Genomic DNA, 13,139 nt, shown 5'->3' with positions numbered 1-13,139 from the left:
GGTGTGCGGTTCTTCGGATGAAGGATGGGCGATGTGGAATCAACTTCCGGCTGTCGCTCCGTGACGCGCGATGAGTCTTCCTGGGCGCCCGGGGCCTGGGACGCACGACATCTCCGGCTGGCCGTCGACGCCGCAGGCATCGCCCTCTGGTCGTGGAACGTCGACACCGACCGCCTCACCATGGACGATCGGGCCTATACGCTGTGGGGCGTGCCGCCGACCGACCACGTCACCTTCGAGGATCTCTCCGCCCATATCCACCCTGCCGACCGCGACCGGGTGAGAGCGGCCTTTTCGGCGACGAGAGCCGTCCTGGGACACTACGAGATCGACTTCAGGATCCTGGTGGGCGACGTCGTGAGATGGATCTCGGCCCGGGGCCAGGGCGAGGACATCGGCATGGTGGGCCGGGTGATGTTCGGCATCTTCCTCGATGTGACCGGACGCAAGCAGGCCGAAGAGGGCAGCGAGCTTTTGGCCGGCGAGATGAGCCACCGGGTCAAGAATCTGCTCGCCATCGCGTCCGGCCTGACCCGGCTCACGTCGCAGTCGGCCAAGACGCCTGTCGACATGGCGCAGGAGCTGACCGCCAGGCTGGCCGCGCTCGGGCGGGCCCATGACATGGTCAGGCCCTTGCCGGGGCAGCAGGGATCGGCGGCCCTCCTGGGCGATCTCATCTCGATCCTGCTGGCGCCCTATGACGATCTGGGAGCCTTCAGCGGCCGCATCCGCGTGGCCGTGCCGCGCATGGGCGTGGGCGAGAGGGCGGCGACGAGCCTGGCGCTGATCGTCCACGAGCTGGCCACCAACTCCGTCAAATATGGTTGCCTGTCATCCGACAGCGGGACCCTGGACATCTCCTGCACCGACATGGACGCCATGATCTCGGTCGTCTGGATGGAGCGGGGCGGCCCGGCCGTGGCGGCCCCGAAGGACGCGCCGGGCTTCGGCAGCCGACTGCTGAGATCCAGCGTCATCGGCCAGCTGGGGGGATCCCTCGACGTCGACTGGTCCGTCGAAGGCGCCGTCGTGACGCTGAAGCTCGACAAGGAGCGGCTCTCCCACTAGCCGCCGGCGAAGCGGCCGTGAGCGATCCCGCTTCCGTCACGGCTCGACGTCGGCGAAGGTCGCGAGCTTGCCTCTGACGAAGCTCATGAATTGCCGGGCGATGCCCGACCTGGAGCGCTGCGCGGACCAGATGCAGGCCACGTCCAGGTGGATATGAGGCCGGAAGGTCCGGATCTCGACGCCGCGCTTGTCATACTCGGCGGCGGTAAAGGGATCGACGATGCTCAGGCCCGCCCCCGCCGCGACCATCGCGCAGGCGATCATGGACAGCGGAGTCTCGGCGCGCGACTGGCGCGAAATCCGCGCCTGGGAGAACACCGCGTCGATCCGGTAGCGCAGCTGCGTGCTGTTCTCTAGCGAGACGAAGCGCTCGCCGGCGAAGTCCGCCGGCTCCAGGACGGTCTTGGCGCACAGAGGATGGCCCGCGGGCAGCACCGCAACGGCCGGCGCAGAGACCAGGGGCTCGATGTCCAGATGCGCGGATTCGATCGGGGTCTGGACGAATCCGACCTCGCAGAAGCCGGACGCGATCCAGTCCACGACCTGCGAGGAGATGCTGCCGTAGAGCGCCACGTCGAGTTCCGGCCGCTCGACCATGAACTCGCCGACCGCGCGCGGCATGAAGCCGACGCTGAAGGCCGGAAGAGCGGCGATGCGCAGCGTGCCGGCCCGGCCTTCCCGCAGGTCGCGGGCGGCGCGGGCGATGCGGTCCAGGCCCACGAATTGCCGCTCGACCTCGCGATAGAGCGCCAGCGCCTCCTCGGTAGGCACGAGCCGAGACCCGCGGCGGACGAAGAGGGGCAGTCCCAGACTGCGCTGGAAATCGTGGATCAGCCGGGTGACGGCGGGCTGGGTGACGTTGAGCGCCTGCGACGCGCCCGTCACGCTTCCCATGACGATGACGGCCCGGAAAGCCTCGATCTGGCGCGGGTTGAGCATGGGACTGCCCATAACATTCCCTTATGAGCTGCCGCAATCATTCGATTTGACCCTCCGGTTGCGCGGCGTCCAAGCTGGTCATGGTTTTGGTCGGTCAAGGAGGGTCTTCATGAAGAACGTTTGGGCGGGGCTGCTCTTGGCCTCGACGGCGCTGGCGTCAGGCCATGCGCTGGCGCAACAGAAGACGCTCTATGTGGCGGGCTATGGCGGCTCCTACGAGCAGGCCATGCGCAAGGAGATCATCCCGCCCTTCGAGGCCAAGTCTGGCGTCAAGATCGAGTATGTGGCCGGCAACTCCACCGACACCCTCGCCAAGCTGCAGGCCCAGAAAGGCAACCAGCAGATCGACGTGATCATCGTCGACGACGGTCCCGCCTACCAGGCGGTCTCGCTGGGCTTTTGCGGCGATCTGGCCCCGGGCGACGTCTACAAGGACGTGGCGCCGGTGATGAAGTTCTCCTCCAACAAGGCGGTCGGCATCGGCATGGTGGCCACCGGCTTCATGGTCAACAAGAAGGCCTTCGAGGAGAGCAAACAGCCGATCCCCAGCTCATGGGCGGACCTGAAGGATCCCAAGTTCAAGCAGAAGATCGTCATTCCGCCGATCAACAACACCTATGGCCTGCACGCGCTGATCGCGGAGGCGCAGCTGGGCGGCGGCGGCGAGAAGGACATCGAGCCCGGCTTCAAGGCCTTCAAGGAGCAGATTAACGCGAATGTCCTCGCCTATGAGCCCTCCCCCGCCAAGATGACCGAGCTCTTCCAGAACGGCCAGGCGGTGTTCGCGGTCTGGGGCTCGGGCCGCGTCAAGGCCTTCGCCGACACGGGCTTTCCGGTGGAGTTCGTCTACCCCAAGGAAGGCGGCTACGCCCTCGGCACGGCCGCCTGCCCGGTCGCCGGCTCGAAGAACGAGAAGGAGGCCAACGCCTTCGTGCAGCACCTGCTCTCGCCCGAGATCCAGGTCGCGCTCGCCAGGGGCGCCGGCACGGGTCCGGCCAACATGACCGTCAAGCTGGCGCCCGAGGACCAGAAAGGCCTGCCCTATGGCGACGTGGCCAAGACGCTGAAGGCGGTCGACTGGGACGTGGTGAACGCCAAGCGCGAGGAATGGACCAAGCGCTGGAACCGCGAGATCGAGCGCTGATCGCCGCGGCTTCGGCCGCGGCCCCCTCCCCCGACGCGACACGGAACCGGACGGTCCCTGCATGGCCTATATCTCCCTCGAGGGACTGACGAAGCGCTATGGCGACCATGTCGCCGTGGAGGCGCTCGAACTCGCGGTCGACAAGGGGGAGTTCATCTCGCTCCTGGGCCCGTCCGGTTGCGGCAAGACCACTACTTTGCAGATGATCGCCGGCTTCGTGGAGCCGACGGCCGGCCGCGTCATGCTCGACGGGGCCGAACTGAACAAGGTGAAGCCCAATCGGCGCGGGCTTGGAATCGTCTTCCAGAGCTACGCGCTGTTCCCACACATGACGGCGGCCGAAAACGTCGCCTTCGGCCTGGAGATGCGCGACGTCAGCCGCGCCGAGCGCGACCGACGGGTGGCCGAGGCGCTGGCCCTGGTCGGCCTCGCCGGCTACGCGGACCGCTACCCCAAGCGCATGTCCGGCGGCCAGCAGCAGCGCGTGGCGCTGGCGCGCGCCCTGGTGATCAAGCCCTCGATCCTGCTGCTGGACGAGCCGCTCTCCAACCTGGACGCCAAGCTCCGCGAGGAGATGCAGATCGAGCTGCGCTCGATCCAGCGCAGCATCGGCACCACCACCATCCTGGTCACGCACGACCAATCCGAAGCCATGGCGCTTTCGGACCGCATCGTGGTGATGAACAAGGGCCGGGTAGAGCAGGTCGCGCGGCCCGACGACGCCTATGCCCGCCCGGCGTCCGCCTTCGTGGCGAACTTCCTGGGCAAGACCAACCTGTTGGCCGGCGCGGTCGAGCAGGATGCGGACGGGCCGGTTGTCACGGTGGGCGGGCTGAGGTCGCCGGCTCCCGCCGGCGCCGTACCGGGACCGCACATCATCGCGGTGCGGCCGGAGCGCCTGTCGCTCACTTCCGGACCCGGCATTTCCGGGTCGGTCAAGATCCGGGTCTTCCAGGGCCTGCACTGGCTCCTGCAGATCGACACCGAGGCCGGCCCCGTGACGCATGTGCGGCCCAATGACGGATCGCCGATCCCGACCGAGGGCCAGCGCGTCACGCTCACCTTCGCCGCTGGGGACGCGGCGATCCTTCCGGCCGGAGGCGCGTCGTGAAGGAGCGGGCGCCTCTCACGCCTTATTGGCTCGCTGGCCCCACCGCCCTGGTCTTTCTCGGCCTGGTGCTGGTTCCGCTCGCCATGACGGTGCTGCTCTCCTTCTACGACTGGGGACAGTACAAGGGCATCGTGCCGGAATTCACGCTGAAGAACTGGCGCGAGATGACGGCCGACGACTATTTCTTCCAGGTCTTCCTTCGCACCTTCCGCATTGCGATCCTGGTCACCCTGGCGTCGATCGCGATCGGCGTGCCGGAGGCCTATGTGCTGAACCGCATGAGCCCCGGTTGGCGCAGCGTGTCGCTGCTCGCGATCCTGGGGCCGCTGCTGGTCTCGGTCGTCGCGCGGACGCTGGGCTGGGCGCTGCTGTTCGGTTCCACCGGAGTCGTGAACCAGGGGCTGATGAAAATTGGCGCGATCAACGCGCCCTTGCCCTTCATGTTCACCGAGACCGGCGTGGTGGTGACGCTCACCCATGTGCTGGCGCCATTCATGGTGCTGGCGGTCTGGGCGGCGCTGCAGCGGCTCGATCCGCAGGTGGAGAACGCGGCCGGTTCGCTGGGCGCCTCGACGCTGACGACGTGGCGGCGCGTGGTCCTGCCGCAGATCGTCCCCGGGATCCTGTCCGGCTCGGTGATCGTCTTCGCCCTGGCGGCGAGCGCCTTCGCGTCTCCGGCCATCATCGGCGGCCGGCGCCTCAAGGTGGCGGCGACGCTGGCCTATGACGAATTCCTCAACACGCTGAACTGGCCTCTGGGCGCGGCCGTGGCGACGCTCCTGCTCGTGGCGCTCGTGGCCATCATCGTGGGCTCCAACCGGCTGATCGAACGCCGCTACGCGCAGGTGTTCGAATGAGCCGCAACGGTCCCCTCGCCATCGCCTTCCACCTGGCCTTCGTGATCTTCATGCTGGCGCCGCTCGCCATCGTGTGCGCCGTCGCCTTTACGCCGGAGGGCTATCTGTCGCTGCCAACGAATGGCTTCAGCCTGCGCTGGTTCCGGCAGATCCTGGCCTATCCGGAGTTCCTGCGCGCGTTCTGGTCGAGCCTCTGGCTGGCGGCGCTGTCCTCCACCATCGCGATCGCGCTGTCCGTCCCGGCGGCGCTGGCCATCGCCCGCTATCGCTTTCCGGGCCGGGAGGCGCTGACGGCGCTGTTCCTGTCGCCGCTGATGGTGCCGCATGTGGTGCTCGGCATCGCTTTCCTGCGCTTCTTCACCCAGGTCGGGCTGGCCGGCTCCTTCACGGGGCTGGCGCTCAGCCATGTGATCGTCGTCATCCCCTTCGCGCTGCGCCTCGTCCTGGCGGCCTCCTACGGGATCGACGCCCGCATCGAGCATGCGGCGGTCTCGCTCGGCGCCAGTCCGGCGACGGTGTTCCGCCGCGTCACGCTGCCGTTGATCCTGCCCGGCGTGGTCTCAGGGTGGATGCTGGCCTTCATCAACTCGTTCGACGAAGTCACCATGACGGTCTTCGTCGCCTCTCCCGCCACGGTCACCCTGCCCGTGCGCATGTTCCTCTACATCCAGGACAACATCGACCCGCTTATCGCCTCGGTCTCGGCCTGCCTCATCGCCCTCACCGCGCTGATGCTGCTCGTGTTGGACCGTGTCTTCGGGCTCGATCGCCTGTTCGTCGGAGCCGGAAAGGGCTGACCTCCCGTGTCGCAAGAAAGCACATCTACGCCTGAGCCCGACGTCGTCGTCGTCGGCGGCGGCCTCGTCGGCGGGGCCATGGCGTTCGGCCTGGCGCGCGCCGGCGCGCGGGTCTGCGTCCTGGACGAAGGCGACGTCGCCTTCCGGGCGTCGCGGAGCAATTTCGCGCTCGTGTGGGTCCAGTCGAAGGGCATGGGCATGCCCGAATACGCCGCGTGGTCGAAGCGCTCGGCGGATGGCTGGCGTGACCTCGCCCGGATCCTGCAGGAGGAGACCGGCGTCGACGTGGCCCACAGCCAGCCGGGCGGCTTCACCTTGTGCCTTTCGGAGGCGGAGTTGCAGCAGCGGGTCGACGGCATGACCCGGCTGCACAACCAGATCAACATGGTCGAATACGGCTACGAGGTGCTCGACCACGCCGAGACGAAGCGCCGGCTGCCCGACATTGGCAAGGACGTGGCGGGCTCCATCTTCAGCCCTGTTGACGGCCACGTGAACTCGCTGCGGCTGTTTCGCGCCCTTCACGAGGCCATGCAGCGGCGCGGCGTGGACTATAGGCCCGGCCGCCCGGTCGACCGCATCACGCCCGAGGCGAGCGGCTTTCGCGTCTTCGGGCCTTGGGGGGAGATCCAGGCGCCCAGGATCGTGCTGGCCGCCGGCCTCGACAACGCCCGGCTGGCGCCCATGGTGGGGCTGCATGCGCCGGTGAAGCCCAGCAAGGGGCAGGTGATCGTCACCGAGAAGACCGCGCCCTTCCTGCACCATCCGATGGTCACCGTCCGCCAGACCGACGAGGGCGGCGTCATGATCGGCGACAGCCAGGAAGACCTCGGATTCGACACCGTCGTGACGCAGCCGATCGTGTCCCTGATGGCCGAGCGCGCTGTCCGCATGTTCCCGCGCCTGGCGGGCCTCAACGTCGTGCGGACATGGTCGGCGCTGCGGGTCATGAGCCCGGACGGTTTCCCGATCTACGAACAGTCGACCGCCCATCCCGGCGCCTTCGTGACCACCTGCCATTCGGGCGTCACGCTCGCCGCCAACCACGTCCTGACGCTGGCGCCGGCCATTCTGGCCGGAGCCCTGCCCGAGGCCGTCAGTCCCTTCACCGCACGGAGATTCCATGTTCCGGCCCATGCGTGATTCCGGCGCGCCCGCGGGCGCTCGGTTGAGCTTCACCTTCGACGGCGCGCCGATGACGGCGCGCGCCGGCGACACGGTCGCGGCGGCGCTGCTGTGCAACGGCGTGGCGGCGAACCGCCTGACCCCCGTGTCCGGGGCGCCCCGCGGCCCCTATTGCATGATGGGCGTCTGCTTCGAGTGCCTCGTCGTCATCGACGGGGTCGGCAACCGGCAGGGCTGCCTCGTCCCGCTCGCCGAAGGCATGATCATCGAGACCCAGCGAGGGCCCCGCCAGGTCGAGGCCTCCGGCGAGGCTCGCAGCGCGGAGATCGGCGCATGAACCGCATCGGCGACGTCTCCGCTCTCCAGAACCATTACGACCTCGTCGTGGTCGGCGCGGGCCCGGCGGGCCTCGCCGCCGCCGCGGCGGCCAGCGAACTCGGCCTTGCGGCCCTTCTGGCCGACGAGAACCCTACCCCCGGCGGCCAGATCTATCGCGGCGTCACCACCACGCCCGTGCAGCGCCGCGACGTGCTGGGCGACGACTACTGGCGCGGCCGGGACGTGGTCGAGCGTTTCGAGCGCAGCGCCGCGGACTACGCCGCCGCCGCCACCGTGTGGACCGTCGGCCGGACGGACCTGCCCTCCGGCGAGGGGTTCGAGATCGGCGTTTCGGCCGGCGGCCAAGCGCGCCTCGTCGAAGCGCGCCACGTCATCCTGGCGACCGGCGCGCTGGAGCGTCCGATGCCGATCCCGGGCTGGACCTTGCCCGGGGTCATGACGGCCGGCGCGGCGCAGATCGCGCTCAAGACGTCGGGCGTCGTCCCGGACGGCCGGGTCGTGCTGGCGGGCTGCGGCCCCCTGCTCTACCTCCTGGCCTCGCAGCTCCAGGCGGCCGGAGCCGACATCGTAGCCGTGCTCGACACGACTGAGCGGGCCAACATGGCGGCTGCGGCCGCCGCGCTGCCGGACTTCCTTCTGTCGCCCTATCTGGCGAAGGGCCTCAAGCTGATGCTGACGGCCCGCCGCAGGCTGCGGTTCCTCGGCGGCGTCACCGGCCTGCGCGCCGAGGGCGAAAGCCGCGTCCGGCACGTCGTCGTCGAGCGCGGCGGCGCTCGCGAGACCATCCCCTGCGACGTGCTGCTGCTGCACCAGGGCGTGATCCCCAACGTCAACATGACGAGCGCCGTCGGCTGCGAGCAGGCCTGGGACGCGCAGCAGCATTGCTGGACGCCGAAGCTGGACGACTGGTTCAGCGCCAGCGTGCCCGGCGTCTCGATCGCCGGCGACGGAGCAGGCGTCGGGGGGGCCGAGAGCGCCGCCCTGCGCGGCGAGATCGCGGCCTATGAGGCCGCGCGTCGAATGGGCCGCATCGACCAGGGCGAGCGGGACCGGCGCGCTGCGCCGGTGCGGGCGGCGCTCGCCAAAGCGATGCGCGGCCGCCGCTTCCTGGACGTGCTCTACCGGCCGGCGGCGGCCTTCCTCGCGCCCCAGGACGCCGACACGATCGTGTGCCGGTGCGAGGAGGTCACGGCCGGCCAGCTGCGCGAGGCGACGCGCACGCTCGGCGTGCAGGGACCCAACCAGATGAAGACCTTCCTGCGCTGCGGCATGGGTCCCTGCCAGGGCCGCCTGTGCGGGCCCACGGTGACGGAGATCATCGCACAGGAGCGCGGCGTTTCGCCGGCGGAGGTCGGCTACTACCGCCTGCGGCCGCCCGTTAAGCCGGTGACGCTGGGCGAGCTCGCCAATCTGCCGAAGACCGACGCCGCCGTGAAGGCGGTCTGCCGGTGAGCCGCACCGCCGCCGACGTCGTCATCATCGGCGCCGGCATCCACGGATGCTCCACCGCGCTGCATTGCGCGCTGCGCGGCATGAGCGTCGTGCTCCTGGAGAAAGATCACGCCGGCCGCCACGCCTCGGGCGTCAACGCCGGCGGGGTCCGCCAGTTGGCCCGGCACGTGGCGGAGATCCCGCTCTCCCTTCACTCGATGGCGATCTGGCGTCGCGTGGCGGACCTCGTGGACGACGACTGCGGCTTCGTCAGCGACGGGCAGATCCTGGTCGCCGAGACCGAGGAGGAACTCGCCGCCTATCGCAAGCGGGTCGAAGACCTCAGGCTGCGCGGCTTCACGCATGAGGAGATGATCGACGGCGATGAGCTGCGCCGGCTGGCCCCGGCGATCGCCGAGAGCTGCCCGGGCGGCGTGGTGTCCCGCCAGGACGGCGCGGCCATCCCGTTCCGCGCCACCCAGGCGTTCAAGCGCAAGGCGGTGTCGCTCGGCGTGGACCTGCGCGAAGGCGTGCGGGTGACGGGCGTGCGGGCGGACGGCGGGCGATGGGTCGTCGAGACCCCGGACGGCGCGATCGTCGCGCCGAAGGTGGTCAACGCGGCGGGCGCGTGGGCGGGCCGCCTCGCCGAGAGCCTTGGCGAGCCCGTGCCGGTCGAGGCGATCGCCCCGATGCTGATGATCACCGGACGTGTGGAGCCCTTCATCCGGCCCGTCGTCATCCTGCGTGGCCGCAAGTTGTCCTTCAAGCAGTTCGCCAACGGCACGGTGCTGATCGGCGGCGGGCATCTCGGGCGAGCGTTTCCCGACGAGAACCGCACGGAGCTCGATTGGGCGAAGCTGGCTCAAAGCGCCAGGACCGTGTGGGAGCTGTTCCCGATCATGCGCTCGGCCACCATCGTGCGGGCCTGGGCCGGCATCGAGGCGCGCATGAGCGACGATCTCCCGGTGTTCGGCCCGAGCGCCAGGCATGACGGCCTCTTCCACCAGTTCGGCTTCTCCGCGCATGGGTTCCAGCTCGGGCCAGGCGCGGGAGCCGTCATGGCCGAGCTGGTCGCCACCGGTTCGACCAATGTGCCGATCGACGGCCTGCGCATCCAGCGCTTCCAGGCCTGACGCTTTCCCCCCCAAGACAAGGACGTCATCCATGACCATCGCCCGCTCCATTCGCACGCCCATCATGCACCGGGTCGTGCAGGCCAACGGCCTCGTTTTCGTCGGCGGCACGATCGCCGACGACACCACCGCCTCCATGGCCGGCCAGACCGAGCAGATCCTGGCGAAGCTCGACGGCTATCTCGCGGAAGCCGGGACGGACAAGACCAAGCTCGTCGCCGCCACGATCTTCGTCACGGACCTGACGAAGAAGAAGGAGATGGACGCCGCCTGGACCGCCTGGCTTGCGCCCGAGAACCTGCCCGTGCGCGCGACCGTGGGAGTCGCCGACCTCGGAGGCGGCGCGCTCATCGAGATCGTGGTCACGGCCGCCAGCGGCTGATCGGTCCGATCCGCATGACTGCGTTTGGAGCTTGCCCCCGGGAAGAACCGCCTCTTCTTTAGGCGCCTTTCGGCGGCGACGCTCCGCGCGGCTCGCCAGCCGGCCTGCGGAGCTCTGGCCCGGATCTTGCGAAATGTGCGGTCTCAGATGGTTGGAGACCGCGACCCATGACACGATTGAAGCTGGCCGGACGCATCACGGCATTGGGCCTGTTCCTCGGCGTTTCGGGTCCCGCCCTGGCGCAGGGCACGCTGCGGATCGGTATGACCGCATCCGACATCCCGCTCACGACCGGCCAGACCGACAATGGCGGCGAGGGGCAGCGCTTTCTCGGGTTCACGGCCTATGACGCGCTGGTCAATTGGGACCTGAGCAGCGCCACCAAGGCGTCCGACCTCGTGCCCGGCCTGGCGACCTCATGGGCGGTCGACCCCGCCGACAAGACCAAGTGGGTCTTCAAGCTGCGCGACGGCGTGAAATTCCACGACGGCTCCGCATTCACGGCCGACGCCGTCGTGTGGAACCTGGACAAGCTGCTCGTCAAAGAGGCGCCGCAATTCGACCCGCGCCAGTCGGCGCAGGGCCGGTCGCGCATCCCGGCTGTGGCGTCCTACAAGGCGATCGACCCGCTGACGCTCGAGGTTACGACGAAGACGCCTGACGCCACCCTGCCCTACCAGCTGGCCTGGATCATGATGTCGTCTCCCGCCAACTGGGAGAAGCAGGGCAAGAGCTGGGACGCGGTCGCGAAGGCGCCGTCCGGCACCGGCCCGTGGAAGATCGTCGCCTTCGTGCCGCGCGAGCGGGTCGAGATGGTTCCCAACGCGGAATACTGGGACAAGGCGCGCGTGCCCAAGCTCGACCGGATGGTCCTGCTGCCGCTGCCGGAAGCGAACGCGCGGGTCGCCGCCCTCCGGTCGGGCCAGGTGGACTGGATCGAGGCGCCTCCGCCGGACGCCGTGCCGTCGCTGAAGCAGGCGAGCTTCACCATCGTGACGAACGCCTATCCGCACAACTGGACCTGGCACCTGTCGCGCGTCGAAGGATCTCCCTGGAACGATGTCCGCGTGCGCAAGGCGGCCAATCTGGCCATCGACCGCGAAGGCCTGAAGGAGCTTCTGAGCGGCCTCATGATCCCGGCCGAAGGCTTCTTCCCGCCCGGCCACCAGTGGTTCGGCAAGCCGAGCTTCAAGCTCAGCCACGACGTGGCCGCCGCCAAGAAGCTGATGGCCGAGGCCGGCTACGGCCCCGACAAGCCGCTGAAGACCAAGATCCTGATCTCGGCCTCCGGATCCGGCCAGATGCAGCCGCTGCCGATGAACGAGTTCGTGCAGCAGAACCTGGCCGAAATCGGCATCAAGATCGACTTCGAAGTCGTCGAGTGGAATACGCTCATCAACATCTGGCGCGCCGGCGCCAAGCACGAGAGCGCCCGCGGCGCGACCGGGATGAACTACACCTACTTCATCCAGGATCCCTTCACGGGGCTCATCCGCCATCTGCAGTGCAATCTCGCGCCGCCGACCGGGACCAATTGGGGCTACTACTGCGACCCGGAGATGGACAAGCTCCTCGACCAGGTCCGCAACAGCTTCGACCCGAAGGAGCAGACCGCGATCCTGCAGAAGATCCACGAGAAATACGTCGACGACGCCCTTTTCCTCATGGTCACGCATGACGTGAATCCGCGCGCCATGAGCAAGAAGGTGCAAGGCTTCGTGCAGGCCCAGAACTGGTTCCAGGACTTCTCGCCGATCACGATGGCCAAGTAGCCGAGCCGCTCGCAAGACCCGGCGCCCGTCTCCGCACATCGCCGGATCGGCGCCGGGGCCGCCCTGGCGTCCCCCGAGGCAAACGATGCTGCTCTATGCGATCAAGCGCGTCATCTACGTCATCCCGGTAGCCTTGGGCGTGAGCCTGGTGTGCTTCCTCCTGGTCCACATCACGCCCGGCGACCCTCTGACCGCCGTGTTGCCGGTCGACGCGACGGCCGAGCTGCAGGCGCAGATGCGCACGCTCTACGGCTTCGACAAGCCCCTGCCCGTCCAATACGGGCTGTGGATCTCGCGCGTCGTCATGGGTGATCTCGGCTCCTCGATCGCGACCGGCAGGCCGGTGGCGAGCGAAGTGATCAATGCGGTGAAAAACTCGCTGGCGCTCGCCGCCGCGGCGACCTGCATCGGCTTCGTGTTCGGAACCCTGCTGGGCGTCATCGCCGGCTATTTCCGGGGCGGCTGGATCGACCGGGTCGCGTCGCTGGTCTCCGTGCTGGGCGTCAGCGTTCCGCATTATTGGCTGGGCATGGTGCTGGTGATCATCTTCTCCGTGCAGCTGGGATGGTTCCCGGCGACGGGCGGCGGTCCCGGCGGATCCGCCAGCCGCTCCTTCGATTGGGAGTATCTGCGGTTCCTGGTGCTCCCGGCCGTCACCATGTCGGTGATCCCGATGGGGATCATCGCCCGGACGGTCAAGGCGCTGGTGGGCGAGATCCTGAACCAGGAGTTCGTCCAGGCGCTCACCGCCAAGGGCCTGACCGAACGCGGCGTGTTCCGGCACGTGATGAAGAACGCCGCGCCGACGGCCTTCGCCGTCATGGGCCTGCAGCTCGGCTACCTGCTGGGCGGCTCCATCCTGATCGAGACGGTGTTCTCCTGGCCGGGCACCGGATTCCTCCTGAACGCGGCCATCTTCCAGCGCGACCTGCCTCTCCTGCAGGGCACCATCCTGGTTCTGGCCCTCTTCTTCGTGATGCTCAACCTGGCCGTCGACATCCTGCAGACCGCCATCGACCCCCGGGTGCAACGATCATGAGC

Annotated in this window: 13 protein-coding genes; 12 read left to right on the top strand and 1 reads right to left on the bottom strand. The window is 68.6% G+C overall.

The features are described from left to right. Positions 1 to 60 precede the first annotated feature (60 nt). Positions 61 to 1,068: a sensor histidine kinase gene (locus ABEG18_RS07965; RefSeq protein ID WP_406857538.1), complete on the top strand. Its 1,008-nt coding sequence runs from the start codon at positions 61 to 63 to the stop codon at positions 1,066 to 1,068. Between the two features lie 36 nt (positions 1,069 to 1,104). Here ABEG18_RS07965 and ABEG18_RS07960 read toward each other — a convergent pair whose 3' ends face one another. After that, positions 1,105 to 2,007, bottom strand: a complete 903-nt coding sequence (locus ABEG18_RS07960; protein WP_406857537.1) for a LysR substrate-binding domain-containing protein — start codon at positions 2,005 to 2,007, stop codon at positions 1,105 to 1,107. Between the two features lie 109 nt (positions 2,008 to 2,116). Here ABEG18_RS07960 and ABEG18_RS07955 point away from each other — a divergent pair, with 109 nt between their 5' ends. The 11 genes from ABEG18_RS07955 to ABEG18_RS07905 all read left to right on the top strand — a co-directional run bounded on the left by ABEG18_RS07955 (position 2,117) and on the right by ABEG18_RS07905 (position 13,137). Then, complete coding sequence (locus tag ABEG18_RS07955; RefSeq protein ID WP_406857536.1) at positions 2,117 to 3,151, top strand: ABC transporter substrate-binding protein; 1,035 nt, start codon at positions 2,117 to 2,119, stop codon at positions 3,149 to 3,151. 61 nt (positions 3,152 to 3,212) lie between these two features. Further along, positions 3,213 to 4,262: an ABC transporter ATP-binding protein gene (locus ABEG18_RS07950; protein ID WP_406857535.1), complete on the top strand. Its 1,050-nt coding sequence runs from the start codon at positions 3,213 to 3,215 to the stop codon at positions 4,260 to 4,262. Next, on the top strand, positions 4,259 to 5,119 hold the full coding sequence (locus ABEG18_RS07945) for an ABC transporter permease (RefSeq protein ID WP_406857534.1): 861 nt from the start codon (positions 4,259 to 4,261) through the stop codon (positions 5,117 to 5,119). Before ABEG18_RS07950 ends, ABEG18_RS07945 begins: the two co-directional genes overlap by 4 nt. After that, entirely contained in the window at positions 5,116 to 5,916 is an 801-nt protein-coding gene (locus ABEG18_RS07940) for an ABC transporter permease (RefSeq protein ID WP_406857533.1), read from the top strand. The genes ABEG18_RS07945 and ABEG18_RS07940 overlap by 4 nt, the downstream gene beginning before the upstream one ends. A gap of 6 nt (positions 5,917 to 5,922) precedes the next feature. Continuing rightward, positions 5,923 to 7,059, top strand: coding sequence for an NAD(P)/FAD-dependent oxidoreductase (locus tag ABEG18_RS07935; RefSeq protein ID WP_406857532.1), 1,137 nt, complete (start codon positions 5,923 to 5,925; stop codon positions 7,057 to 7,059). Further along, positions 7,040 to 7,378, top strand: a complete 339-nt coding sequence (locus tag ABEG18_RS07930; RefSeq protein ID WP_406857531.1) for a (2Fe-2S)-binding protein — start codon at positions 7,040 to 7,042, stop codon at positions 7,376 to 7,378. Before ABEG18_RS07935 ends, ABEG18_RS07930 begins: the two co-directional genes overlap by 20 nt. Then, a complete protein-coding gene (locus tag ABEG18_RS07925) occupies positions 7,375 to 8,832 on the top strand; it encodes an NAD(P)/FAD-dependent oxidoreductase (RefSeq protein WP_406857530.1) in 1,458 nt (485 codons plus the stop codon). Before ABEG18_RS07930 ends, ABEG18_RS07925 begins: the two co-directional genes overlap by 4 nt. Then, positions 8,829 to 9,944: an NAD(P)/FAD-dependent oxidoreductase gene (locus ABEG18_RS07920; protein WP_406857529.1), complete on the top strand. Its 1,116-nt coding sequence runs from the start codon at positions 8,829 to 8,831 to the stop codon at positions 9,942 to 9,944. The genes ABEG18_RS07925 and ABEG18_RS07920 overlap by 4 nt, the downstream gene beginning before the upstream one ends. Before the next feature lie 31 nt (positions 9,945 to 9,975). Beyond that, complete coding sequence (locus tag ABEG18_RS07915) at positions 9,976 to 10,326, top strand: RidA family protein (RefSeq protein WP_406857528.1); 351 nt, start codon at positions 9,976 to 9,978, stop codon at positions 10,324 to 10,326. Between the two features lie 167 nt (positions 10,327 to 10,493). After that, positions 10,494 to 12,098: an ABC transporter substrate-binding protein gene (locus tag ABEG18_RS07910; protein ID WP_406857527.1), complete on the top strand. Its 1,605-nt coding sequence runs from the start codon at positions 10,494 to 10,496 to the stop codon at positions 12,096 to 12,098. A gap of 85 nt (positions 12,099 to 12,183) precedes the next feature. Further along, positions 12,184 to 13,137: an ABC transporter permease gene (locus ABEG18_RS07905; protein WP_406857526.1), complete on the top strand. Its 954-nt coding sequence runs from the start codon at positions 12,184 to 12,186 to the stop codon at positions 13,135 to 13,137. Positions 13,138 to 13,139: the final 2 nt, after the last annotated feature.

It is taken from the genome of Alsobacter sp. KACC 23698, assembly GCF_045348435.1.
Classification (GTDB): domain Bacteria; phylum Pseudomonadota; class Alphaproteobacteria; order Rhizobiales; family Beijerinckiaceae; genus Alsobacter.
The sequence above is the reverse complement of the archived record's forward strand: the minus strand, read 5'-3'. Positions and strand labels throughout refer to the sequence as shown.

Coding starts and splice junctions, on each gene's coding strand:
- ABEG18_RS07905 (WP_406857526.1), top strand. CDS start 12,184: ATGCTGCTCTATGCGATCAAGCGCGTCATCTACGTCATCCCGGTAGCC.
- ABEG18_RS07915 (WP_406857528.1), top strand. CDS start 9,976: ATGACCATCGCCCGCTCCATTCGCACGCCCATCATGCACCGGGTCGTG.
- ABEG18_RS07910 (WP_406857527.1), top strand. CDS start 10,494: ATGACACGATTGAAGCTGGCCGGACGCATCACGGCATTGGGCCTGTTC.
- ABEG18_RS07950 (WP_406857535.1), top strand. CDS start 3,213: ATGGCCTATATCTCCCTCGAGGGACTGACGAAGCGCTATGGCGACCAT.
- ABEG18_RS07930 (WP_406857531.1), top strand. CDS start 7,040: ATGTTCCGGCCCATGCGTGATTCCGGCGCGCCCGCGGGCGCTCGGTTG.
- ABEG18_RS07940 (WP_406857533.1), top strand. CDS start 5,116: ATGAGCCGCAACGGTCCCCTCGCCATCGCCTTCCACCTGGCCTTCGTG.
- ABEG18_RS07925 (WP_406857530.1), top strand. CDS start 7,375: ATGAACCGCATCGGCGACGTCTCCGCTCTCCAGAACCATTACGACCTC.
- ABEG18_RS07955 (WP_406857536.1), top strand. CDS start 2,117: ATGAAGAACGTTTGGGCGGGGCTGCTCTTGGCCTCGACGGCGCTGGCG.
- ABEG18_RS07960 (WP_406857537.1), bottom strand. CDS start 2,007: ATGCTCAACCCGCGCCAGATCGAGGCTTTCCGGGCCGTCATCGTCATG.